Source organism: Agrobacterium tumefaciens (assembly GCF_005221325.1).
Taxonomy (GTDB): Bacteria; Pseudomonadota; Alphaproteobacteria; order Rhizobiales; family Rhizobiaceae; genus Agrobacterium.
Genome location: NZ_CP039888.1, coordinates 1,555,415 through 1,578,647, shown reverse-complemented (window position 1 = coordinate 1,578,647; position 23,233 = coordinate 1,555,415). Strand labels below are relative to the sequence as shown.

The following is a 23,233-nucleotide window of genomic DNA, read 5'->3' as shown; positions in this document are numbered from 1 at the left end:
ATGCCACCGATGTGGCGCCGGTTTCAGCAGCGACATTCAGGACGATGATGAAATGAACGACAATGTGGTGAAGTTCCGCAAACCGGTGCCGCCGAAAAAGCCGCGCGAACCGCTCGGGCCGAAAGCGAAGAAGGCGCTGACGATAGCAGCTGTCATTTTGTTTTTCGTGGCGGTGTGGGGTTACTTCACGCTGATGGGGCAGGGGTAGGGCAAGGGGCCTGCGTCGGCGCTCTTGATAAACCGTCGATCAGACAAAAAGCGCCGTCGTGAAGACGATAGAAGCCGTCCTGCGGAACCGGAAGCTCCAGCATTTCTCGTTTCGATAGGCCGGTATAGACACCTCGGATTATTCGACCGAACAGCCCGTGTGATATGGCTATCGTCGGACATCCGATATCTGCGATCCAGGCTTTCGCACGATTACACGCGTCGTCGAAACTCTCGCCATCAGGCGATTTGAAGTACCAGTCGAACGCATCAGCACCGTCAAGATAGCCAGGGAATTCGGAATCGATTTCAAATCTTGTCATCCCGTCCCATGAGCCAACTGTGACCTCCATGAGCCGGGCATCTTCGACGCTGGGAAGTGAAAGCAAGCGGCGAATCCGGCTTGCGGTTTCGCGCGTTCTACCAAGAGGGCTTACTTGCATCGCGAATGACTGACCGTCGACTGAAAGCTCATGATAAAGAACGTTGGCGACGAAATCCGCCTGTTCGATCCCAAGCGTCGTTAGCGGTGAATCTTTTTGGCCCTGAAACCGCCCGAGGGTATTCCAAACGGTTTCACCATGCCGCAACAGGTAGATAGTCGACACACGAATGCCCCTCTTAAACGGCTAAATACAAATACAATCGCACCAAACCAGTCATTCGTGGGGAATGTGAGAAGCGGTGGCGACCCCTGCAGGACTCGAACCTGCGACCTACTGCTTAGAAGGCAGTTGCTCTATCCAGTTGAGCTAAGGGGCCGTCACGCCGGGCAATTGATGCTCCGGCAGAAATCTTCAATGGGTGTGTTTCAGTGTGTCCAGGGCTGGGTACGGTTGAAACGGAAATTGTCGGTGTAGGAAACCACCTTGCGGGTCGCTTCCTTCGGCAGGATGACGCGGTATTCGATGCCCTTACGCTGTGCATAGGCTTCGGCCTGTTCCTGTGTCTCGAATGTCAGCTTCACCTGCTGCTTCATGTCGGAGCTGGAGGTGTAGCCCATGATCGGATCGATCTTGCGCGGAACCTCGGCGTCGAATTCCAGAACCCAGACATTGGTCTTCGCCGTGCCGGATTGCATGGCGGTTTTTGCAGGGCGGTAAATCTTCGCAGACATGTCGAAACTGCTCCGGTTGGACAGTGGGGCGCAACACCCCGAATTATTCTTCACGTACCTGAATAGAATAACCAAATCGTGTCAGGAACGTTGAATTTGAAATGGACTGACTTCAGGTGAGAGTCAAGACGATTATCCCGCGCGCTCCTTTCCCGGCGTTACCGCGCTGGCGACGGATTTTGCCGATCAAGGCCGTGAGTGAACAAAGATGAATTTCCCTGTTGCGGACTCTGGGTGAACCGTGTATTCCCCAGCCATCGCCTCGGCGGAGTGTAGCGCAGTCTGGTAGCGCATCTGGTTTGGGACCAGAGGGTCGGGAGTTCGAATCTCTCCACTCCGACCATTTCATCTATTTGAAATGATTAGAACCCCTTGCATAGCAAGGCTTTCCCCCCATATTGACGTCACAAATCACGTCACAAAATGGGGTCCGAATGGCGGGCAAGCCTCAACATTGGAAAGAACGAAACGGGCGGTATTCCGCTAGGATCGTCATACCGTCATCGCTCCGGCCATATCTTGATAATCGGGCAGAACTCGAAATTCAGCTTGGTGGCGACCGGCGCACGGCCCTTCGCAACCATGCCGCCGCCGTTGCTTCGATGCAGAGGCAGATTGGCATTGCCCGACTGAAGCATGAAGCCGCGACCGGCCAGCAGCCGAAGCCAGCGGCCCATCCACTCACCGCCCAACAAATCGCCCTACGTGACTACCAGAGCCAGATCAGCTTCGATTCCGAGATTCGTGCACACGACCCCCGCTATGCGCAGATCGACCCCGATCCGGCGTATGACGCTCATCCGTTCCGCGACGGCTTCGCGGGTAAACTATCCGACGACGAACTAGAAGAACTCGTCGGTTTGCGTATTGAGCGGACGCGCCTTGCGGGAAACACCGACGCGGTGAAGGGAACGCCAGAGTGGCGCGCATTGGCGCAGGCGCTTTGTATCGCGTCCTATGAGGCTGTTGCAAGGCGCTACGAACGCAACGATGGCGATTTCAACGGCGAACCTTCCCATCCATTGCTTGTCGAAGCCGTCAAACAGGAGGAAAGCCAGCCTTTAGTCTCGCCTGTTGCGGGCATAACCTTTGAGGACGTCATTAAGGAACAGGAGCGACTAGCTTCCATCGGTCTCAGCCGTCCGAAATCAGAAGCGACCTTAGAGAAGTATCGGAACGCGAAAGACGATTTTGAGGCTTTCCGAAAAGATAAGGCTGTTGCGACGGTAACACTCGCAGAGGGTAGGGCGTGGCGTGACCATATGCTTGTTGATGGCAAGCTTTCCCGGAAAACTGTTCACGACAAAATCACCATTATTCGAACCTTGATGGGTGAGGCGAATAAGCAGTCCGAAAACCATATGTTTCCAAACGGGGAGCCGTGGGCGGCTTTAGAGCTTCCGGTTGTCCAAAAGGGCGACAGTGCTGAGCGGACCTATTCGCTCAAAGATGCCCGGCATTTCCTCGAATTTGCCCGGACCGCAACCCGATCAAGCTTTCGCTGGATACCTTGGATCGTAGCCCATACCGGCGCACGGGTGAATGAGATTACAGTGCTGGAAAAGCGCGATATCTTCGAAGTCGAAGGCTTTTGGTTCATTCATATCCGCGTTGGTGACGGGCGAAAGACAAAGACAAATAAGGCCCGAAAGGTGCCGGTGCATCCCGGATTGATCAAGGAAGGCTTCATCGAATGGGTGAAGGCTCAACTAGATGGCAAGCTATTTCCGGGTGGCAAGAATGAAGACCAGCGCTTGCGCGAGTGGATACATGAAAAGGTCTTTCCAAAGCGCACGGATTTGCCGCCGCCAAACCACGGTTTCCGCCATTTGTTCGAAGACGCGCTGACGGGTGGCGTGTCCGAGCGGGCCGCCCTCTACATCATGGGAAGGTCTTCCGGCTCATCCGCCGATGACTATGGCGGCAGCGACGTGAAGCTTGTCGAGATAGCGAAACAGATGAAACTGGTCCGCGATATCGTCACGTAGCGTTTCTATCAATAAATTTGATCTTTTTTCAAATATCATCATTTTCGTTGATTTAAAGGGTTCACATCTGACTCTCACCATGAGATAATATTCCTAAGTTAAATAGGAATGTTATCCAGATGAGTTTTTGGAACGAAGTTAAAAACAGGTTCGGTATGGGGGAGCGCAAAGCTTATCTCCTGTCCGACCCTGCTGTTTCCGAAATCTTTGGCGTGCGCACTACTTCCAGCGGTGTCAGCGTCGGCGGCTTGTCTGCCCTCAACACTCCGGCTGTTCTTCAAGCCGTGCGCCTGATTTCTGAAACGATTGGCTCCCTTCCTGTGAAACTCTATCGGGAGCAGGCCGAAGCCAAGGAAGTCGCCAGCAAGCACTCTGCCCATAAGATTGTCCACAAGCGGGCGAACGAATGGACGGGCGCAGGCGCAATTCGCACGCAGCTTACAGCCGACGCGCTTATCTACGGCAACGGCTTTGCCCGTGTCGTGCGATATCCCGATGGACGCCCTTTCGAAATTATCCGGCTTTTGCCCGGCACCGTGTCCGTCATGGAAGACGCCCTTGGCGCTGCCCCGCCGTTCTATCGCGTTTCAGCGAACGGCGGTTCTCGCGAATACTCGCACACCGAAATCCTCCATATCCCTTCCTTCCTCGGTCGCTCCCCGATCTCATTCGGTCGTGAAGCCATCGGCCTCGCCTCGGTTCTGGAAAAGCACGGCGCAACGTTCTTCACCTCCGGCGCACGTCCGAACGCCATTATCTCGAATGAGAAGGCGCAGGGCGGGGAAGCTGGCGCAACTACCATTTCCAACATGCGTAAGAGCTTCCGGGAGTGGATGCGCGGCGCTTCCGCCGACCCTCTAATTCTTGACGGCGGCTGGAAGTATGAAGCTCCGGCGCTCACCTCGACAGATAGCCAGTATGTCGAAAACCGCCTCGAACAGATCAACGAAATTGCTCGTATCTTCGGCGTTCCACCGCACCTGCTTTTCCAGCTTGAGCGTGCGACGTGGTCCAACGCCGAACAGATGGGCGCAAGCTTCCTACAGCTTTGCCTCCGGCCTTGGCTCGACAAGTGGCAGGAAGCCCTCGCGACTGTCCTTCTGACCGAGATCGAACAGAACGATCACTGGTTCGAATTTGTTGTCGATGACCTCATGCGCGCCGATATGGCATCGCGCACGGCCAACATTACGGCGCTCGTCACCAATCGCGTCATGTCGCCCAACGAAGCCCGCGCCATCCTCAATATGCCGCCGCTTCCCGGTGGCGACGAGTTGATCAATCCCCATACGACCTCCGGCGCAACGCCTGTTGCGGCCCCTGAAAAGGAACCCGCCAAATGACGGAACACCGCGCCTTCTTTGGCGATGGCGAGAAAGCCTTTGCCTTCCCGACCCGCGACCTGATCATTGAACTTGAAACGAAAACCGGCCACGGCGTCGGTGCGCTATTCCGCCGTTTTCGCGATACCAGCTACAGCTTCACAGATGTTTCCGAGATCATCCGGCTTGGCTTGATCGGCGGCGGTATGACCCCCGAAGAAGCGAACCGGCTCGTGTCGGTCTATGTTATCGGCAGGCCGCTGGCCGAAGTCTTCGCCGTTGCGGACGGCGTTATCACCAGCCTGTTTTTCGGGGTGGAAGCCGTCAATGACGCGATCTCGCAGGTGGCAGAATGACAGCCATCGCCAGCACTACCGAAACAGGCAACCTCGAAATCAAGGCCGAAGTTTCAATTGACGACACCGGCACCGTGACCGGCATCGCTTGGCCTTTCGGCCAGCCCGACAGCTACGGCGATCTCATTGAGCCTTCCGCCTTCAGCTTTGCCCCGCGTGTCCCGATGATCGTGGAGCATGAGCAGAAAAGTGTCGTCGGCGTCTGGGAAACTCACTCTGTCACCGAAAGGGGACTTGAGGTCAAAGGCCGTCTTTTTGTTGAGGGTATCGAACCGGCCCGGCAGGCCCGGCTTGCCCTTCAGCGTGGCAGCATGTCCGGCCTGTCCATCGGATACCGCCTTCACGAAGCGAAAGCACGCCCGGAAGGTGGCCGTGTCCTGACAGCCCTCACCATCAATGAAATCAGCCTTTGCCGTCGCCCGGTGCACCCGGATGCCCGCATTACCGAGACAAAGTCTCACCCCCTCAACGTTGAACAGGAAAACCCCAAAATGGAAAATGCAGAGCAGAACAAGCCGGTGGCAAATGCCGATCCGGTTGTCAGCGCCGAAGAAATCAAGGCGCTTAAAGACGACATTGCGACGATGCAGGCAAAGCTCAACCGCCGCCCTGCCGCCGACAACAACAATCACCCCAAAGCTTCGAACGACAACGGCAACGAAGTCAAAGCCTTCTCGGATTTCGTTCGCACGGGCGATGCCTCCGAAGTGAAGGCGCTGGCTTATGGCGGTTCGTCCACGGGCGGCATTCTCGCACCGGAAGCCGTCGCCACGACCATTCTCGAAAAGGTGGCCGAATATTCCCCGGTTCGCGGCCTTGCCCAGACCATTGCCATGTCCGGCCCGCTGCTTCAGCTTCCGCGCCTTGTCGATGAAGTCACGCCGGCACCCCGCGCCGAAACCGCCACCGCTACCGAAGACGAGCCTTCGTTCGAACAGATTGATCTGAAGCCGTTCGAAATGGCCGTGACGGTTCCGGTCACTCGTATTCTGCTCGAAGACGCGCAGATTGATCTTGCCGCTTTCCTGTCCAATCACATCGCCCGCCGGTTCGGCCAGATCGAAGCATCGTGGTTCGTCAATGGTAACGGCACGACGCAGGCAGAAGGGGTTCTCGGCTCGGGTGACGTGGAGGAAGTGGAAATCGCTACCAGCGGCGGCTTCAATGCCGAAGCCCTGATCGACCTCTATTACCACATCAAGACGAGCTATTCCGTCAACGGTTCGTGGCTGATGAACCGCAAGACCATGAGCGTTGTCCGCAAGCTCAAGGATAGCGACGGAACCTATATCTGGCAGCCCGGTATCACCGCAGGTCAGCCTTCTCTGCTTCTGGGTCGTCCGGTCTATGAGGCTGTGGACGCCCCGGACATCGCAGCCGGTAAAACCCCGATCATCTTTGGCGATTTCGCCAGCGGTTACGCCATCGCAGATCGTGTCGGCTTCGACATCATCCGCGACGACATTACCGGCGCTGGTAACGGCGTCGTCAAGCTGCATGCACGCCGCCGTGTCGGTGGCCGCGTGATTATGGGTGAAGCCCTCGCCAAGCTGAAGGTGAAGGCCTAACCCATGAGACAGCAGCGCGCATCCTTCGAACAGGTGGAAATCAGTCATGGCGGTAACGCCCTGACCCTTCGCCCTTCGTTGCGCGCTGCTACCATCCTTGAAGAACGTTTCGGCTTTCCGGCGCTTCATGCTGCCTTGGAAGACCTGAACTTCACAATCATTTCCGAAATCATTCTGGTCTCCGAAAGCGGCGGCAACCAGAGTGCAGCGGCCTTCCTGACTGCCGTGCAGCGAAGGCCGCTTTTCCCTTTCTTTCTGGCTGTTCGCGCCCCGTTGTTCGAACTTGTGTCCATGCTGACGCCAGCGCCGGAAAAGCGTGCGCAACCGTTGCACGCGACCACCAAGCAGGTGACGTGGGCTGAAGTGTTTGCCGCCCTCTATGATCGTGCGACCGGCTGGCTCGGTTGGACGCCCGAACAGGCATGGAACGCCACACCGACCGAAATTGACCGGGCATACAGAGCGCACCTTGAAAAGCTGAAAGCCATTCATGGCGGCGGTTCCGACGACGAGAAGGAACCGGACCCGGAACAGGCAGAGCGCAATGTTGCTGCTGGCCTTGATCCTGAATTTGACCGTGCCGGACTTCAGGCGCTCAAATCTTCCGGGAGGCGCAAATGAGCAAGCCGCCCCGTTTCTGCACATGTGGTGCAATCGTTCCCCACGGCCAGCTTTGCCAGTGCCAGGAGAAGGCCAAGCGCGAACGCAATGCCCGCCATGATGCCCGCCGTCCATCAGCAGCCCTTCGCGGCTATAACCATGAGTGGCGTAAAGCCCGTGGTGAGTATCTGCGTGCACACCCATCTTGCCGGATGTGCGGAAACCTTGCCACGGTTGTCGATCACATCATTCCCCATCGCGGCGACAAGCGCCTGTTCTGGTATCGCGGTAACTGGCAATCCCTTTGCACGCCTTGCCATAGCTCCACCAAACAGCGGCAGGAGCGCGCACTATGACGCCCGAAACCATCCTTGAACATGATGGCATCCAGCAGCCCATTATCGAATGGGCGCTCGACTATGGCATCACCACGGGCATCATCATCGGACGCCTTGAGCGTGGCCTGTCCATTGCCGACGCTATTACCACACCGATGAAAACCGGGCATCAGCGACAGCGCCTGCCAATCTTCAGCAAAGAGCAGGTTAACGCCAAACCTGAGGCTGTGGCTGAAAAGCACACTGCCAATGGTGAAACCAAAACGACAGCCGAATGGGCCGCTTATATCGGCGTGTCCAAATCGACACTCAGCAAATGGCTCAAAAAACTCACCATTGAGCAAGCTATCGCACACGGCGAGAAGACCAAAACCAGCCGGCCCAACGCCCTCCATACATATGACGGCCAGAGCAAGACGCTCACAGAGTGGGCCGCTGACATCGGTATCGAAACCAGCGCGCTCTACAATCGCCTGAGGACTATGACGCTTGCAGAAGCACTCACAGCGTCATTTCCAAAGGGTCGCGTCGCCAAGCTTTATACCATCAATGGTGAGAGCAAGACCTTTGCTGAATGGTGCGCTGCTCATGGCAGGGTCAAATCCACCGTCGCCAATCTCATGAAGCGCCGTGGCCTCACACTCGAAGAAGCCCTCAATTCGCATCACTTCCGGCAGAGGAAACAGCCCCCGGGGGTGTCTGACGATTTCCCTGCCTATTTAGGGACCGGCGCGAGGAGCGCTCTGGAAAACAAACCTAAAATAGCTTTTCAGAAGGAAGCAGCGGAATGATCGTTTCACCTGATCTCGCAAAGCAATATCTGCGTATTGATCACAGCGAGGAAGACGCTTTGATCATGCTTCTCATCGAAGCGGCCTGTGAGTATGTCGCGAACTACATCGGCAGATCGCTTGATGACCTCGACCCGGTTCCGTCTGATCTGAAAGTCGCAATCCTGAAGCTGGTCGCGTTTCATTATGAAATGCGCGGCCTCGCGACGTTCGGGATTTCCAGCCAGATAGCGCCGCAGACCATCACCCAGACGCTCGATAGCTATCGCTTGGAGTGGTTCCACGATGGCGAATGACGGGCTGGACGATCTCATGAAAGCATTTGACCGGTTGAAAAAAGCCCCGCGTGATGCCGTGCTTAAAGCGCTGGCGACCTCCGCAGAGTCGATTGCATCCACACAGCGCGCCCTTGCGCCGGAAGATACAGGCGCACTGAAGGACTCCATCACCGTCACGCTGCCCGGCCAGTCCACCCCGCCATATAGCCAGCCCGGCGGCAACCGTGTCGCTGGTCCTTCCGAAGTCATCATCACCGTGGGCGACAGCGATACACGCTATCCGCATCTGGTCGAATACGGGACCAGTAAAGCCGATGCGCAGCCCTTCTTTTGGCCGGGCTTCCGGCTTCAGCGCAAGCGCGCACAGCAACGTATCGACCGGGCAGGCCGAAAGGCGATCCGGGACGCATGGAAAGGCACGACCAGCACATGAGCATCGAACCCGTTCTCACCCTTCAAACGGCCATCCGCAACCGGCTGATCAACAAACCGGAAGTTGCCGCCCTTGTGCCGCCGACCCATATCCGGGCGGGCAGCACGCGCCCGGACAAGACACCGTGCGTTGTGATCGCAGACGGCAACACCGAATTGCATGGCAACGACTATCGTGCCCAGACTGCCGCGTGGGTGTATCTCGACCTGCATGTTTGGACGCTGGACGCCGGGCAGGATGCTGCCAAAGAGATCGCCGCCGCCGTCAATGATGCCCTTTCCAAATACAATCTGTCTGCCGAAATGGAGAGCGCAGGAGCCTATTGCGATCATTTCAAGGTCGCGACGATCCGGCACCCACGCGACCCCGATCCTCAATACGGCCATTCCATCTTGTCGGTCGAAGCTCTGATCCGATGGCTCAAATGATCAACGCCGGGAAAATGGATCGGCGCATCACCATCGAACGCCAGACCGAAACCGTCAAACCTTCCGGCGACGTGGTGAAGGCGTGGGCAATCGTCGCCGTTGTCTGGGCCGAAATCATCCAGCAGTCGGCTACGGAATTTTTCACAGGCTTTGGTGAAGCGGAAACCGGCAGCATCATTCTCCGCATCCGCTATATGCCGGGTATCACCACGGCAGATCGCGTTTCCTATAACGGCAACGGATACAGCCTGAAGGAAATCAAGGAAATCGGTCGTTACGAAGCCCTTGAGCTTCGCGGTGAGGTGCTGAAATGAGCGTCCACAATCGCGGCGTCAAACCAGCTATCCAGCGCGACGGCACTGCAATTACTAAAATGCCAGCGCCGCCAAAACGCCTGTCACCGCACGCGAAAGCCGAATGGCGGCGCGTGTTCCCGGTGCTGATCAAACGTGGTGTTGTCACGACCGGCGATCTCGCCGGTATCGAAAGCTATTGCACGGCAGTCGGCTTCGTCGCCCAGATCACAGAACAGATGGCCGGTTTGGCCGTTCCCGACATGAAGCTTGGCGGTTTGCAAATCCGTTACATGCAGACGGCCCGCCAGTTTGCCGCCGAATATGGTTTGATGCCCGCCAGCCGTTCGCGCATCGGTGATGCTGGCCCCGCGGACGATGACGACGACAACCCCTTGGCGGTGGTGTAATGGCAAGCACCTACCCGGATTGGGTTTTCGATAACAGTCCTATTGAAGACCCGTTCGGTTACGGGGAGCGCGCCGTGCGCTTCCTTCGCATGCTTCGCCATCCGTCCAGCAGCGCGCCCAAACGCACCTTTACTTTGACCCGCTGGCAGGAACGCATCGTTCGGCGCATCTATGGCCCACGCACGCCAGACGGCCACATGATCGTGAAATCGGTTTTGCTTCTCATGCCACGCGGCAACCGCAAGACCACGCTTGCCGCCGCCCTTGCGCTGCTTCACACCATCGGCCCTGAAGCCGTTGCAGGTGGACAGGCCATCTTCGCGGCAAAGGACAGTGATCAAGCGAAGATCGCCTTCAATGAAGCTGCTGGCATCATCCGGGAGGATAAGCGGCTTGTTCGTGCCACGAAGATTTACGGCAGCAAGACCGGCAAGCGTCTGATCAATTGCGACCTGAAAAAGAGCGGCCTTGAAGTGCTGTCTTCAGACGGCGGCAAGGCGCACGGCCTTTCCCCGACCTTCATTCTTGCCGACGAATTGCACGTTTGGAAGAACCGCGAACTCTGGGAAGCATTGAAAAGCTCCCGCGTGAAGAAGCGCCCGTTGACGATCATCGCCAGCACGGCGGGCGCTGGTAACGAGAACCTGCTCTATGATGAGTATGTAAACGCCTGCAAAATCGCGACGGGCGAGAAATTCAATCCGTCATATCTGCCCATCTTGTTCATGGCTGACCCGGACGATGCATGGGACGACCCGGCAACATGGCATAAGGCGAACCCCGGCCTTGCTGACGGTTTCGTGTCCATCGAAGAATTTGAGAACCTTGTCACTGACGCCAGAGACAGGCCGCAAGAGCGGTTCGCTTTCGCGCAATACAACCTGAATATCTGGCAGGGCGCTTCCCGCGAACCGTTGTTCGATATGGGCATCTATGACGAAGGCTATGACCCAAATTTCGATCTGGCCGAACTCGAAAGCCTGCCTTGTTACATTGGCGTGGACATGTCGGTTAATGGCGACCTGACAGCAATTGTTGCCGCTTGGAAGCACGGCGACCGGCGTATCTTCACGCACCCGTGGTTCTTCGTTCCCGGTGATGACCTGAAAGCCAGAGCCGTCAAAGACGCCGTGCCTTACGAGCAATGGAAGGCTGACGGCCACGTCATCACGATTGACGGCCCGGTGATCGAACCGGAAGCCATTGAACAGCATATTCGCGACCTTTGCGCCACCTATGACGTGCGCGAAATCGCCTTTGATCCGTATCTTGCCCGCAAGACCATGCAGCGCCTTCACGATGACGGCTTGCCAGCTATCGAAATGCGACAGGCACCGCTCACCATGGGACCGGCGATTGGCGATCTTGAGCGCACCGTCAACGGGCGCATGATCCGTCACAGCGGCCATCCGGTTCTTCGCCATCATTTCGATAGCGTTGTCGCCAGCCGTGGCGATACCGGCCTTGTGCGCATGCACAAACACAAACGCACAGATCGCATTGACGGCGCTGTTGCCGCCGCCATGGCGGTGTCCCGTGCCATCCAGAGCGGCAACAGCCGGTCGATTTATGACCTCGATCCCGATGATTTTGACCGGCTGATGCAGGCCGCAGCATAGGAGTTTTGAAAATGGCAGATGAAGGTCAGCAGCTTTTAATCACTTTGGCGGCTCGCTTCGATAAATACGAACGAGACCTGACACGACAGCAACAGCGTTCCCGAACCGGCTTTAAACAGATGCAGACCGACGCCGAAAAGGCCGGTTCCGGCATCGAAAAGGCCATGGGTAGCGCCATGAAGACGGTTGGTGCTTTTGGCAAAGGCTTGGCCGGTGGCATCATCGGCGGCCTTGCCATCGGTGGGCTTGATTCGATCATCGGGCGCGTGGGGGAACTGACAAAGGGCATTGCCAACATCGGCAGCGAAGCCAAGCGTGCCGGTTTGTCTAATCAGGCGTTTCAAGAGCTTTCACACGTTGCCAATCAGGCGCGCATTCCGGTGGATGCCCTTGTCGACGGCATGAAAGAATTGAACCTCCGGGCTGACGAGTGGATCGTCACTGGTGGCGGTTCCGCCGCCGAAGCCTTCCAGCGCCTTGGATATACCGCCGCCGATCTCAAAAAGAAACTTGCCGATCCTTCCGCCCTGCTTGTCGAAATCATCGGGCGATTGCAGCAACTCGACAGGGCGGCGCAAATCCGCATCGCTGACGAACTGTTCGGCGGAACCGGGGGTGAGCGCTTCGTGGAGCTTCTGTCTCGTGGCGCTGACGGCATCCGGGCGACCATAAAAGAGGCGCACGACCTTGGCCTTATCATGGATGACGAACTCATCCAGCGCGCCGATGAACTGGACCGAAAGTTTAACAAGATTGGCACCACCGTCAGCACCTTCACGAAACAGGCGGTTGTGGGCCTTGTTTTCGCGATGGACGATTTTCTCGACAGATGGAATAGGATCGAAGAACAGTCGAACCGCAACGTGCAGCGTGGCCTGACGGCGGTTTACGAAGACCTTCAGGAAGCTAAAGCTGTTCTGGCCGATCTTCAGTCACAGGCATTGCTTGATCCCGATGACCCGATCACCGGCCAGAATATCGACCGGCAGAAACAGAAGATCGAAGAACTGACGGCGGAAGCCATGCGCTTGCGCGACGTGCTGGACAGGCGCAACGGATACTCTGAATCGTTCGTCTACAAGACAGGGCAGGACGCCAAGGGCGCAGCGCCACCGATTGCTGACCTCAATGCTGCTCTCTCCGGCACCGACAGTGCCGCTGCAAAAGCAACGGAAAACATCAAGAGCTTTGGCGATGCGATTCGCGCATTGAAGCAGGAAGTGCCACAACTGGCGAAGTCGCTGGCCGATCTCGATAAGAAGGCCCAGATCGACGCGGTTTACAAAAAAGCCTTGTCGCAGGCGCAGGGACAACGTGAAATCGCCCTTGCCAACGAAATGCGCGGCAAGGCGCTTGCTTCGGTCAACCTGAAATCGGCAACCGACGATCCGGCCAGCTACCTGTCTTCCGTTCTGGCATCTGGCAAGGGTGCATCGCATGTCACCGGCCTGCAGGTGGATTTTCAAAAGCGGCTTGCCGCCATGATCGCGTCCATGCCGAAGGAATTGCAGGGCAGCGTCACGGTCAACTCCGGTTTCCGTTCGGTGGAACGCCAGCAAGAGCTTTGGTTGCAGGCGCTGAAGAAATACGGAAGCCCGGAAGCTGCCCGCCGATGGGTCGCACCTCCCGGTCGCTCAAATCATAACAAAGGCTTGGCTGCCGATCTCGGTTACGGCTCCGACGCCGCCCGCCGATGGGTGCATGAGAACGCCAATCAATACGGCCTGTCCTTTCCGCTCAAAAATGAAAATTGGCACGTTGAGGATAGCTCCGCCCGAAGCAAGGAAACCGCCGCCGAAATCGACCGGCTGACGCAGGCAGCCACGCGCCAGAGCGATGCATATAATCAGATCACCGCAGGTGCACGGGAATACACCGACGCACAGCGCACCGAACAGCAAGCGCTTGGCATGTCCGCTCAGAAAGCGGCATCATTCCGATACGAACAAGAACTGCTTGCCGAAGCGCAGCGGGCAGGCATCGCCCTGTCGCCACAGCAGCGGTCAGAAATCGCTCAGCTTGCGGCGGGAATGGCCGCAGCCGAAACCAGCACCGAAGCCCTGCGATTGAAGCAGGAACAGCTTTCAGAAGCCGGGAATTTCTTTGGTGGGCAAATGGTGGACGCATTGTCCGGTCTCATTACCGGAACGACGACATGGCAGCAGGCGCTTCAAGGCATCTTGCAATCGCTCGTCAAAGTCGGTTTGCAAGCGGCGCTTCTCGGCACCGGACCGCTTGCCGGTCTGTTCGGCGGCTCTGGTGGATCGTCCGGCGGCGGCATGGGCGGGCTTCTCGGCGGCTTGTTCCGCGCCCTCTTCGGCTTCGAAAAGGGCGGATACACTGGCGACGGCAATCGACAGGCACCCGCCGGGGTTGTGCATCGTGGCGAATACGTCATAAGCAAACGGGCAGTGGAGCGGCTTGGCGTCCAAAACCTCGACCGGATGCACCGTGGCGCACTGAAGGGCTTCGAGGCCGGTGGATACGTGGCAGACACGCCGACGCTCTCAGCGACTCCCTCCGGTGGTGTGAGCGCAAGCCAGACGCAGGTGATCACGATCAATTCGCCCGTCACAGTCAACGGTAGCTCTGGCACACCAGAACAGAACCAAGACCTTGCCAAGAGAATGGCCAAGGAAATGGAAGCATCTATGCGCGGTATTGTATCCGACGAACTCCGTAGGCAGTCGAGACCGGGGAATTGGGGAAACTCCCGTAGCCGCTGACGACATGGCCAAAATAAAAGGGGAAGCGGCTCGTCGGCGGCTTCCCCTTGTAGCGTTAGCTGCCGTCGCTTGCAGCCTCAGGAATATACGCTTTCCATGCATTTAAATCAACAATTTCATCGATTTATTTTATTTTCGACATGCGATTCCTTGAATGATTCTCCGGCCCGTGCTATATTAATGCATCTAACGCATTCAATGCACAAAAATAGGAGTTATCACATTGGCAACCGCAGCAATCCGCCTTCCCGAAGAACGCGCCGAACAGGCTCGACAACTCGCCGCCCATAAGGGTGTCAATCTTGCCGATCTCGTCGGCGGCCTCATCGTCGATGAAATCAAGCGCCTTGGCCTCGGCCAGCAGATCGGCCTTGGCAATATCGACATCGCCACCCTTGAGGACGGCAAAATCCATTTTGATTTTGGCGCTGGCGTTCATATCTGGAGCCGGGAACAGGCGCTGGACATCGCAAAGGCCATCGAAAACGCCCTTGCCCGGAAGGGTGGTAAGCTGGACGTGGACGCCGAAATCGAGGTGGCCCGTGTCGGCGTTTCGGTCCGGCTGAAGAACATCGGCACCGGCCACGAGCGCACGTTCGCGCCGTCTATTGGCCGTGAACTGGTGGCGCTCTTGCGCCGTCACGGCCAAAACTAATTTCGTCTGCCGTCGCTCGTATCAACATTTGAGGCTCGTCGCCCTTGTCCCGTATCCCCAAATATTCCGGCCAGTCGCCGCTGCTTCGTCGCCTCGTCAATGGCGTTCCGGCTGACGGGCAGGCGTGCAAAATTGGTTCAAACCGGCCTGACGAAAATCAGGCTAAAAGCGTTGCAGAACAAGACGTTAATGGGTGCGCCCCTGATACTTGTGCAGTAGAGCTACAACACACCTCTAACACCCCCTCTACAAACACCTCTGTTACCCCATCAATCACCCCTAAGAAGACATCCATACCCCGTCGGTCCAAAGCCCTGCAAGCGTCCGTCGCTCGTATGGGGGATATCGCAAGTAAGCCGTGGCGCACTCTTTGGCAGCACGAAAAGCTTGCCCGGTCCTTTGAAGCTGCTGGTCGCCACAACGGCCAGACCTTTACCCTCAATCTCGATCCGACCCGCGAAAAGCTTATGCTTAGCCGTCGCGATCCGGCTGACGATCTTCGCCGCCGTATTTCCAGAGAGTTGAAATCTGCCCTTGGCTATCTCCCGGCTTACGGCTTTACCTTTGAAATCTCACCGTCCGGTAGGCTTCACGTCCATGGCGTTCTCATTCTCAAGTATTCCTCCGATGCCGACATGAAACTCGTCCGAGAGGCATTGGCTAGGGCAGGTGGTAGGATGATGGGTAAAGCGGCACCAAGGCAGGTTGCCTTCGCAAAGATCGAAGACGGCTTTGGATGGGCAGCTTATTGCCAGAAGGCTTTTGATACCGCCTGTAACTGGCTTGGCACCAATAAGGTGTCCTACGTTTCGACCGATCTTCTCCGGTTGGCGAAAGCGGGACCCGGCTTCCCAGATCTCTAACCAAAAATCGCGAGCCGCTGTTCAATATTTTGAGAGACACGTCAAACGTGGGGCGACTAACACTCAAGATTAGTTGAAAGTAGAATTAGAGCATGCTAATCGCCTTTTGATTGTATGATTCATTTGGCAATTTGCTGATGTAAGGTTGCTGCGAGCCAAAGCCTACCAACTCATCCAGCATCAATAGCGGTGTAAAAGTGACTGTATCTGATATTGAATGGCGTGAGAGCCTGCCGGACCGCTGCCCCCCTGATGACGCTTCAGAGCCAGCAGGTCAAACCTTAATCAGACTGGTTGTCGGAGAGACGCCCGGACAGTGTGAGTTTGCTTCTCACACGGCTCTTGGAATCCCTTGCCATGATGATAGCCTGCTTTGCGAATGGGCTTCTTGCTCGATGTTCTTAACAAGCTATGAGAAGCATAGGATTAAAGGTCTCCTGAAATACCGGCGGCTTAAGAAAAAGACACATGTAGCATTTGTTCAGATCGACAAAGACAGCGGAAAAGTCCAAATTAAAGATTCAAAACATGTTGATTTATGGATGTTCAAGTCATTTAATCCGGTCGACAATATTGTGAAGGTTATAGGGGTCGACCAGTATGAGCCTTCATAAATCTGAAAAAGGTGAAATTGAAAAAGTCCTTGTTTTCTACGATGGACCTCAACTCCTTTTAATGAAAAATCAGCACGGCGAGCATTTGTTGGGATATGCAGTCGAGAAAGACGGCTATGACTACCCGATTTTTGTAGTTCAGATGCTTGAGCGCAATTTGTCTCTTTATTTGTCTGGCAAAGTTGATCTTCGATTCGTTTTCAAAAAGACTCCACCGACGAGATTATATTTTGCCGATCTTGCTCGAGGAACTAAGGATATTAAGCTAAGAAGAGCCGGTTCATCAGAGCTCACTGATGATGTTTTTCCAGAGGCTGGCATCTTTTCATCCACTCATACCCATCCAATCTCTAATTATTACTCGGAAAACAATGAGAAGCAGCGCTTTGCTATCGATGGAGTCTGGGAAGCGCGAGATTTTTCTCAGTTTCACGGTAAAATGGCGGACACCTACTCGCTCTTGTATATTGCGCAGAAGCTGAGCAAGGAAGAGGCGTCTTCCTCAGAATCCGAGTTCCTCAGAGAGTCTATTGCCGATCGGCCTTGGCGTGGAGGGGGGAGCTATCTTTCGTTCTATGGTGGGATCAAGGACGAAGCTCGGTCAATCCATCCGTTAAGGGTGGCAGGAATCGAATACCACTCTCCGGGCTACATGGACGTAGCAGGAAAAAGGGAAGTCTTAGACGAGATCGTTGAAGCTATTGAAATTGCATCTCATGACCAGCAGAAGATAAGGACGCTCTATAGTGCGATTCGTAAAGTCCTCAGTCATGAAGGTCTTCTACGAGTCGGAAGCGAGCACGGATTCTCAAACGCTGCAATTGAAGACTATGTTAAACGCCAATCCCTGGACTTAGCTGAAGCCGTTGCACTTCCTAACGGAAATGAAATATTGAAGCTATGTAGTGGAAACGTAGCTGTCTTCGCGAAGCTGGTTCTTTCTTACTATCGACGCATTCGTGGTCTAGCGGCATTCTTCGTTCAAGGTCGCGCAAGTATCGGTTGACAATTTAGGGGAATATCTCCGGGTCGGAAGATAGATTTTGACTGATAGTTCTGCCTTGTTTTAGTAGTGTCAGCATGGCCGAGGGCGATTACTTCACGTCCTCGGCATTATTTCTAAACTATCTAGGCTTAATTGGCGTTTTCAGATGGATATACAGCGAGGTCTCATCTGCTTTGGGAGACCTCTGATCGTAGCCGCATTGATTGACAATGAAGAGATCGGCCATGGCCGGGGATAAACGAGAAAACAAGCCGGTCGGTGATTGGCCGAAAATTGACGAAAGCCAGTGGTATGCTTTTGCAATTACGAGCGCGATTTTTACCGCTATTGCTATATGTGGGGCGTTCTTTTGGATTTTTGGCGACGGCTTTGACGGCGAAACTGACTTAAAGAAGGCGCAGGCAGTGGCACCCTTTGGTGTTGCTTTGTTCGCCTTAGTCACATTTTGCACAGCCAGTTGGCGCGGATCAATCAATACCCGTCAAGCGGATCAAGCTGAGCGGGAAGGTAGGGCAAAGCTCCTACAAGAGGGAGCAAAGCTTTTAGGGCAACTGGATAATCCCGCTCACATCTCAGCCGGCATCGCCACATTGGAGATACTTGCAGTGGGCGGTGATGAGCGCTTGGCTATACAGGCAATGAACCTCATAGCGGACTTCGTGCAGGGTCAAATGGCTGATTCCCACGATAATCAGTTTCGGGAAGAGGCCTTCTCAGCTCTAGCGAACGCCGCCGCGTTAGGTCGGATCGCTAAGCGATCAATCCGGTTCAAAACAAACGACCCTGCGACTAACTGGGAGGCTCTCGCAGGGATGCGGCGTGTCAGTTATATCGGCGGTAGCGCTGATGGCGGGTTTTTTGGTGAGTTTCACGATAGGGCTGAGTTTAGATATCAAGATACAAAATTGAGCGGGATGGATTTGAACATAGATTACAGATTCAGGAATTGCGAATTTAGTTACTGCACTATCAAGACATACGGATCGAAGTATGGGCCGTCACCCAGTGAGAACCTGAAGTTTGATAACTGCGATTTTTCCGGCTGTGACTTTATTGAAATTAGGAAAGGTTTTCCTGATTTCAGAAAGGGTGAAAACCACGTCTTTAAAAAGATGCCGACTATTAACGGCAATGAGGATTTTTCTGTCGATTGGGGAGAACATTTTCAATTGCGCGACCACCCTTTCTTTTAAGAAAGTCGTCGGCCTCTCAGGGCAGAAAGATCAGGATCAACGTTGAAACCGTCACAAATTTAAACCCGTCCCAATGTCACAAATAAGAGAAATCTAATATAAATATTATTCAGTTAAATCAAATGGTTGAGCATGGGAAAAGTGGAGAGATGGCGATTTCGAATCTCTCCACTCCGACCATTTCAAAAAATTTCCCTCTTCAATGGCTTGCGTGGCTTTTTTCAAGTGACGCCTTTAGTTGCGGTTTCGATTTGTTCATCACGAGCAAAGCGATCGGGCTGGGCCGTTTGCCCTTTTTCCCCAATGAAGCTTGCGGGATCAAGTTTGGCGCGCGCCTCAATCGGCGCTTTCAATCCTCCGCAGCCCATTCTTCCGAAATGAAACGGGTGGCAATTAATTATATTTCCAACTATTTTTTATTTCTAATAATAAATATTGTGCGTATTCCAATTATATATACGAATCTATTCCGTATTGATGCATATATACAGCGTTTATATTTTTGGAGTTTTTGTGTTGAAATACATTTTAGCTATTTCTACTGTATTTTTGCTTTCGTCATGTGGTTCGATAACGCGTGGAACAGAGGAGGCGGTGACGATTATCTCCGAGCCGCCAGATGCGGTTATCACGACCTCACTCGGTCCAGCCTGCGCGAAGTCTCCCTGCACGCTTATGATCAAGCGTAACCAGGCTCTGACCGCCTATGCGGAAAAGCCCGGCTATGAAAAGGGCTCCGTTGAAATCAAGACAAAGATGAGCGGCAAGGGAGCAGCCGGTGTGGCCGGCAACGTGCTCGACGGGGGCTTGATTGGCATTGGCGTCGATGCAGCAACCGGGGCTGCGCTCGACCATTACCCCAATCCGGCGACAATCATATTGAAGCCAATTTCGATTTCCAAGGCGAAGACGAAGCCGGCTGTCAAGACGAAGATCGTGAAACCCGCGCCCGTCAAGCCGTCCGTTCCGACATCCTGAGTTCAGTAGCTCGACCGGCACGAAGCTGAGGCTCGCCAGCCATGGCGGGCCGATGTCGTTCGGATCAGTCCGCCGCAGGCCCGGCAAGAGTGCTTTCGGCCGTGCCGATCGTCATGACATTGCCGCGCCAGGCGACCGCGCTGCCGATCCAGCTGCGCGTCCAGACGACGGGCATGATCATGTCGCGGGCGATCATCGCCGGCAGCGTATAAAGCGATACCGGCCAGCCATTGAGGGCTGCGAGCGCCAGTTCCGGGCCGTACATGAGGGCGAGGACGGCAGAGGCGGTCGCGGCGAGGTTCACATCCATCATGGCGGCGGCGGCAAGGGCGAAAAGAAGCGGCGGAAGCGCGCCGGTCAATATTTCCGGTGCGAAATATTGCGGGAAGGTCACGCGTCTCAGCCGCGCCCAACGGGTCTGGCGCGACCAGATTTCGCCAGCATGGCGCTGGCCGAGCGGTTGCTCGAAGGGGGCGGAGACCAGATGCACCTTGCGGCCGGCGCTTCGCACCAGCTTCGTCGAGGCGGCATCCTCGGCGATTTCGGCGGCCAGCGCACGAATGCCTCCACGTTCCTCCAGGAAAGGCTTGTTCCACAACATCGATTTGCCCTGTGCGAAACCGATGCCGATTGCTTCGGCCGCATATTGCCAGCGACCCTGCGAGCCATTGAGAAAGGCGCATTCCACATTGGCCCAGAATCCCACAGGGCGGGAGCCGAGCGGCGGCGAGCAGACCAGCCCGCTATCGGGGCGCCAGGCCGACATCATGGTGGTTATGTAGGATTTCGGCATCAGCACGTTTGAATCGGCGAGAATCACCCATTCGTGCCCGGCGGCACGCCAGCCCTTGACGCAATTGTTCAGCTTCGGATTGGCGCTTACGCGGTCGTCACCGATCAGTAATTGCATGGGGACCGAGGGAAATGCGGCCGCAGCCTTGCGGACTTCCGTGATCACGGGATCGAATTCGTCTGCAATGCAGAACAATAGCTCGTAATCCGGCCAGTCGAGTTCGAAGGCGCGTGAGAGTGTCAGTGGTGTGAAGTTTTCGACGCCGCGCAGCGGCACAACCAGCGAGACTGGCGGTTTTTGCCGGACAAGATCGTTCTCCGCGTCCCGCCTCGTCAGTCGCCAGCCGGCGAGAACGATGCCGAGAAGATTGAAGGCGAGGAGCAGAATTGCGCAAAGGGCAAAGACGATTTCCATGCTGGTCAGTTCCACTCCCAAGCTTTCGGCGATTCACCCGCCAATCGATTCCATGGAATTCTTCCCTGCCGATTATAACGTTTGCGTGACAGTTACATGTCATGATCGGCAGGCGGGGAGGCTCCACCGTGCTGAAAACGCTGTGGAAGCCTCGCGCAAAGAAAAGCCCTCCATGAAGAAGGGCCCAATCATCATGACGGTCAATCAATTCTAGTGGACGTTCAGGATATGGGCATGACTGCTTGCAACGAGAAACGATTCCCGTGCTATCTCGATGTCGCATTTGCCGGCAATGGCATTGAGGCAGTTTCTGCGTGCCTCTTCATATTCAGGTCCATGTTCCTCGGGCCAGCGGTACATCAGCATGTCGAGCGCCACCAGCGGGCTGTAGATTTCAACGGCGACGCAAAGCGGCAGGTGGATCGCCACCGGTTTCATCCACGAGGCGTGGTGACACGGCTCCGTTCTGTTTATCAGCATGTCATTCTCCTCCCTGTTTCACGCGCCTTCATGGCGGTGTTTGCTCCCATGCGCGAAATGCCCGCCTCACGAAATGGTTCCCGATCACCTAAAATGTGATCGGTCAGGGGGTTCCAATTTTCCAAGATGAATGGAAGATGAACAAATAGATGAACCGGAGATGAACAAAACCGACGCTCAGGCGTTGGTGTGTCCATAAGAAGGAGAACGCATATGTTCAATTTGTCAGGCATTCAGGAAAGCTTCTTCGGAGACCGCATGGCCGGCGTGTGCCAGGCGATCACCTCGGCGCTGGCCTTCGAATCGGGTCTCGAAAAGTCGCGTATTTCCGCAACTGTCGAAAATGATGTGATTTATCTGGAAGGCACGGCCGATTCGGTCGAAGCGATCGATATCGCCATCAATCTTGCCGCTTCCATCTCCAATTGCCGGATTTTGAGCCATATCGAGCCGGTTTACTGAATATTGTGCCAGCCGGGCGGGAGGTCGTCCGGCTCATTCAGACACAATAACGCGGCAATGTTATTTTCGGTTGCCGATCTGCGCGCTGCGGACCATATCGCCGGGCTTGATGCCATAACGTTTCGCGGCGCCGCCATTCAACTCAAGCACAAATTTCACAGACCCGCGGGAGCTGATGATCGCTTCCGAATGCGGAACCGCATTCTCATGGATATGGGTGATTCGGCCGTCACCGGCGATGAACAGCATGTCGAGCGGGATGAGGGTGTTGCGCATCCACATGGCGACGGCGCGTGTCTCACCGAAATCGAACAGCATGCCGTTTTCTGGCGGCATGGACTTGCGGAACATCAGGCCCTGCGAGCGTTGGGCATCGTCCAGCGCCAGTTCGGCAACGAAGTTCTGGGTTTTGCCCGAGGCCGTCTCAATGATCAGCGGCTCTGAGGTAAATGTCAGGCGTTCCTGAGACTGGGCGGCGCCGGCAAGCGTGAAAAAAAGAAGCGCCATAATGGCGCTTTTCACCATGAGACGCAGGCCGGACATCAATGCGACATCCCGATGGAAACCGGATTATCGGGATGGATCTCCGCAGCCATCAGGCCTTTGTCGCCATCGCCGTAACGCACCAGTACCACCTGGCCCGGGCGCAGTTCCGTCAGGCCGAAACGGCGCAGCGTTTCCATATGCACGAAAATATCTTCCGTGCCTTCGCCGCGCGTCAGGAAGCCGAAACCCTTGGTGCGGTTGAACCACTTGACGATGGCGCGCTCAAGCCCGCTGGATGGCGTCACCTGCACATGGGTGCGCACCGGCGGCAGTTGCGAGGGGTGAACCGCGGTCGACTGATCCATGGAAAGGATGCGGAAAACCTGAAAACCGCGGTCGCGTCGCTGGATGAGGGCGACGATGCGGGTGCCTTCAAGGATGGTCTGGTAACCGTCGCGGCGCAGGCACGAGACGTGTAGCAGCACATCCTGCGCGCCACTATCGGGCACGATGAAGCCGAAACCCTTGGCGACGTCGAACCATTTCACGACGCCGGTGATTTCGGTCAGGTCCACGGCATCGCCCGAAAGGTCCTCGACATCGACTATCGTTTTCGATGACATCCTATCAGCCATATCCTGCCAACCCCTCGATTACGCGCCATACACCGGTCAACTGATTCCTGTGCGCCAGATTAACATCTTGGTAACGGTTTCACGCAAGCCCTAGTTTTTGATTTACGCACCTGCTTTTATGTCGCCGTCCTTGTCCGGGGCTTGCCATCGTGCGTTTAACGGCTTCGGACCCGTGTAATG

The 23,233-nt window shown here is 55.6% G+C and carries 29 protein-coding genes and 2 tRNA genes; 24 read left to right on the top strand and 7 right to left on the bottom strand.

Going from position 1 to position 23,233, the window contains the following annotated elements; translation table 11 throughout:
- Positions 1 to 52: 52 nt before the first annotated feature.
- Complete coding sequence (locus CFBP5499_RS08280; protein ID WP_080824875.1) at positions 53 to 208, top strand: hypothetical protein; 156 nt, start codon at positions 53 to 55, stop codon at positions 206 to 208.
- On the opposite strand, the gene CFBP5499_RS08275 is transcribed toward CFBP5499_RS08280, so the two are convergent.
- From CFBP5499_RS08275 to CFBP5499_RS08265, 3 genes are all read right to left on the bottom strand, one after another.
- Positions 186 to 815, bottom strand: coding sequence for a histidine phosphatase family protein (locus tag CFBP5499_RS08275; RefSeq protein WP_080824876.1), 630 nt, complete (start codon positions 813 to 815; stop codon positions 186 to 188). The genes CFBP5499_RS08280 and CFBP5499_RS08275 overlap by 23 nt on opposite strands.
- 77 nt (positions 816 to 892) lie before the next feature.
- A tRNA-Arg gene (locus CFBP5499_RS08270) sits at positions 893 to 969 on the bottom strand.
- 49 nt (positions 970 to 1,018) lie between these two features.
- Entirely contained in the window at positions 1,019 to 1,324 is a 306-nt protein-coding gene (locus CFBP5499_RS08265) for an ETC complex I subunit (protein ID WP_010971882.1), read from the bottom strand.
- Between the two features lie 266 nt (positions 1,325 to 1,590).
- Here CFBP5499_RS08265 and CFBP5499_RS08260 point away from each other — a divergent pair.
- From CFBP5499_RS08260 to CFBP5499_RS29985, 22 genes are all read left to right on the top strand, one after another.
- Positions 1,591 to 1,667 (top strand) — tRNA-Pro (locus CFBP5499_RS08260).
- Positions 1,668 to 1,758: 91 nt separating this feature from the next.
- Positions 1,759 to 3,312, top strand: a complete 1,554-nt coding sequence (locus tag CFBP5499_RS08255; RefSeq protein WP_080824877.1) for a tyrosine-type recombinase/integrase — start codon at positions 1,759 to 1,761, stop codon at positions 3,310 to 3,312.
- 119 nt (positions 3,313 to 3,431) lie between these two features.
- Positions 3,432 to 4,655: a phage portal protein gene (locus CFBP5499_RS08250; protein WP_080824878.1), complete on the top strand. Its 1,224-nt coding sequence runs from the start codon at positions 3,432 to 3,434 to the stop codon at positions 4,653 to 4,655.
- Positions 4,652 to 4,990, top strand: coding sequence for a gene transfer agent family protein (locus CFBP5499_RS08245; protein ID WP_080824879.1), 339 nt, complete (start codon positions 4,652 to 4,654; stop codon positions 4,988 to 4,990). Before CFBP5499_RS08250 ends, CFBP5499_RS08245 begins: the two co-directional genes overlap by 4 nt.
- Entirely contained in the window at positions 4,987 to 6,558 is a 1,572-nt protein-coding gene (locus CFBP5499_RS08240) for a phage major capsid protein (RefSeq protein ID WP_080824880.1), read from the top strand. Before CFBP5499_RS08245 ends, CFBP5499_RS08240 begins: the two co-directional genes overlap by 4 nt.
- Before the next feature lie 3 nt (positions 6,559 to 6,561).
- A complete protein-coding gene (locus CFBP5499_RS08235; protein ID WP_080824881.1) occupies positions 6,562 to 7,179 on the top strand; it encodes a hypothetical protein in 618 nt (205 codons plus the stop codon).
- On the top strand, positions 7,176 to 7,514 hold the full coding sequence (locus tag CFBP5499_RS08230; protein ID WP_080824882.1) for an HNH endonuclease: 339 nt from the start codon (positions 7,176 to 7,178) through the stop codon (positions 7,512 to 7,514). Before CFBP5499_RS08235 ends, CFBP5499_RS08230 begins: the two co-directional genes overlap by 4 nt.
- Positions 7,511 to 8,287 carry a hypothetical protein gene (locus tag CFBP5499_RS08225; RefSeq protein ID WP_080824883.1) on the top strand — a complete coding sequence of 259 codons (777 nt, stop codon included), beginning with the start codon at positions 7,511 to 7,513 and terminating at the stop codon, positions 8,285 to 8,287. The genes CFBP5499_RS08230 and CFBP5499_RS08225 overlap by 4 nt, the downstream gene beginning before the upstream one ends.
- Positions 8,284 to 8,583 (top strand): head-tail connector protein, encoded by a 300-nt coding sequence (locus CFBP5499_RS08220; RefSeq protein ID WP_080824884.1) that lies wholly within the window; start codon positions 8,284 to 8,286, stop codon positions 8,581 to 8,583. Before CFBP5499_RS08225 ends, CFBP5499_RS08220 begins: the two co-directional genes overlap by 4 nt.
- 16 nt (positions 8,584 to 8,599) lie before the next feature.
- Positions 8,600 to 8,998 (top strand): HK97-gp10 family putative phage morphogenesis protein, encoded by a 399-nt coding sequence (locus CFBP5499_RS08215; RefSeq protein ID WP_233284138.1) that lies wholly within the window; start codon positions 8,600 to 8,602, stop codon positions 8,996 to 8,998.
- Positions 8,995 to 9,426 (top strand): DUF3168 domain-containing protein, encoded by a 432-nt coding sequence (locus CFBP5499_RS08210; protein WP_233284137.1) that lies wholly within the window; start codon positions 8,995 to 8,997, stop codon positions 9,424 to 9,426. Before CFBP5499_RS08215 ends, CFBP5499_RS08210 begins: the two co-directional genes overlap by 4 nt.
- A complete protein-coding gene (locus CFBP5499_RS08205) occupies positions 9,423 to 9,740 on the top strand; it encodes a phage head closure protein (RefSeq protein WP_175416774.1) in 318 nt (105 codons plus the stop codon). The genes CFBP5499_RS08210 and CFBP5499_RS08205 overlap by 4 nt, the downstream gene beginning before the upstream one ends.
- Positions 9,737 to 10,129 (top strand): P27 family phage terminase small subunit, encoded by a 393-nt coding sequence (locus CFBP5499_RS08200; protein ID WP_080824888.1) that lies wholly within the window; start codon positions 9,737 to 9,739, stop codon positions 10,127 to 10,129. Before CFBP5499_RS08205 ends, CFBP5499_RS08200 begins: the two co-directional genes overlap by 4 nt.
- Positions 10,129 to 11,748, top strand: a complete 1,620-nt coding sequence (locus tag CFBP5499_RS08195; protein WP_080824889.1) for a terminase large subunit — start codon at positions 10,129 to 10,131, stop codon at positions 11,746 to 11,748. Before CFBP5499_RS08200 ends, CFBP5499_RS08195 begins: the two co-directional genes overlap by 1 nt.
- A gap of 11 nt (positions 11,749 to 11,759) precedes the next feature.
- The gene (locus CFBP5499_RS08190; protein ID WP_080824890.1) at positions 11,760 to 14,474 is read left to right on the top strand and encodes a D-alanyl-D-alanine carboxypeptidase family protein; all 2,715 of its coding nucleotides are present in this window, start codon (positions 11,760 to 11,762) and stop codon (positions 14,472 to 14,474) included.
- A gap of 223 nt (positions 14,475 to 14,697) precedes the next feature.
- Positions 14,698 to 15,129, top strand: a complete 432-nt coding sequence (locus tag CFBP5499_RS08185; protein ID WP_080824891.1) for a hypothetical protein — start codon at positions 14,698 to 14,700, stop codon at positions 15,127 to 15,129.
- Between the two features lie 44 nt (positions 15,130 to 15,173).
- Positions 15,174 to 15,992 carry a hypothetical protein gene (locus CFBP5499_RS08180; protein WP_130932427.1) on the top strand — a complete coding sequence of 273 codons (819 nt, stop codon included), beginning with the start codon at positions 15,174 to 15,176 and terminating at the stop codon, positions 15,990 to 15,992.
- Between the two features lie 197 nt (positions 15,993 to 16,189).
- Entirely contained in the window at positions 16,190 to 16,606 is a 417-nt protein-coding gene (locus CFBP5499_RS08175; protein ID WP_130932428.1) for a hypothetical protein, read from the top strand.
- Positions 16,593 to 17,612, top strand: a complete 1,020-nt coding sequence (locus tag CFBP5499_RS08170) for a hypothetical protein (protein WP_080824894.1) — start codon at positions 16,593 to 16,595, stop codon at positions 17,610 to 17,612. Before CFBP5499_RS08175 ends, CFBP5499_RS08170 begins: the two co-directional genes overlap by 14 nt.
- A 224-nt stretch (positions 17,613 to 17,836) precedes the next feature.
- Positions 17,837 to 18,805 (top strand): hypothetical protein, encoded by a 969-nt coding sequence (locus CFBP5499_RS08165; protein ID WP_080824895.1) that lies wholly within the window; start codon positions 17,837 to 17,839, stop codon positions 18,803 to 18,805.
- A 149-nt stretch (positions 18,806 to 18,954) separates the two neighbouring features.
- The gene (locus CFBP5499_RS29990) at positions 18,955 to 19,494 is read left to right on the top strand and encodes a hypothetical protein (RefSeq protein ID WP_175416659.1); all 540 of its coding nucleotides are present in this window, start codon (positions 18,955 to 18,957) and stop codon (positions 19,492 to 19,494) included.
- Positions 19,481 to 19,783 carry a hypothetical protein gene (locus CFBP5499_RS29985; RefSeq protein WP_175416658.1) on the top strand — a complete coding sequence of 101 codons (303 nt, stop codon included), beginning with the start codon at positions 19,481 to 19,483 and terminating at the stop codon, positions 19,781 to 19,783. The genes CFBP5499_RS29990 and CFBP5499_RS29985 overlap by 14 nt, the downstream gene beginning before the upstream one ends.
- A 64-nt stretch (positions 19,784 to 19,847) precedes the next feature.
- On the opposite strand, the gene CFBP5499_RS08155 is transcribed toward CFBP5499_RS29985, so the two are convergent.
- Together CFBP5499_RS08155 and CFBP5499_RS08145 are read right to left on the bottom strand one after the other, a co-directional pair.
- Entirely contained in the window at positions 19,848 to 20,990 is a 1,143-nt protein-coding gene (locus CFBP5499_RS08155) for a ceramide glucosyltransferase (protein ID WP_080824897.1), read from the bottom strand.
- Positions 20,991 to 21,200: 210 nt separating this feature from the next.
- The gene (locus CFBP5499_RS08145; protein ID WP_006314278.1) at positions 21,201 to 21,470 is read right to left on the bottom strand and encodes a DUF982 domain-containing protein; all 270 of its coding nucleotides are present in this window, start codon (positions 21,468 to 21,470) and stop codon (positions 21,201 to 21,203) included.
- Between the two features lie 213 nt (positions 21,471 to 21,683).
- Here CFBP5499_RS08145 and CFBP5499_RS08140 point away from each other — a divergent pair, with 213 nt between their 5' ends.
- The gene (locus CFBP5499_RS08140; protein WP_003522642.1) at positions 21,684 to 21,932 is read left to right on the top strand and encodes a BON domain-containing protein; all 249 of its coding nucleotides are present in this window, start codon (positions 21,684 to 21,686) and stop codon (positions 21,930 to 21,932) included.
- Positions 21,933 to 21,992: 60 nt separating this feature from the next.
- On the opposite strand, the gene CFBP5499_RS08135 is transcribed toward CFBP5499_RS08140, so the two are convergent.
- Positions 21,993 to 22,475 (bottom strand): DUF192 domain-containing protein, encoded by a 483-nt coding sequence (locus tag CFBP5499_RS08135; RefSeq protein ID WP_175416657.1) that lies wholly within the window; start codon positions 22,473 to 22,475, stop codon positions 21,993 to 21,995.
- Positions 22,475 to 23,053 carry a cold-shock protein gene (locus tag CFBP5499_RS08130; protein WP_080824899.1) on the bottom strand — a complete coding sequence of 193 codons (579 nt, stop codon included), beginning with the start codon at positions 23,051 to 23,053 and terminating at the stop codon, positions 22,475 to 22,477. Before CFBP5499_RS08130 ends, CFBP5499_RS08135 begins: the two co-directional genes overlap by 1 nt.
- Positions 23,054 to 23,233 lie beyond the last annotated feature (180 nt).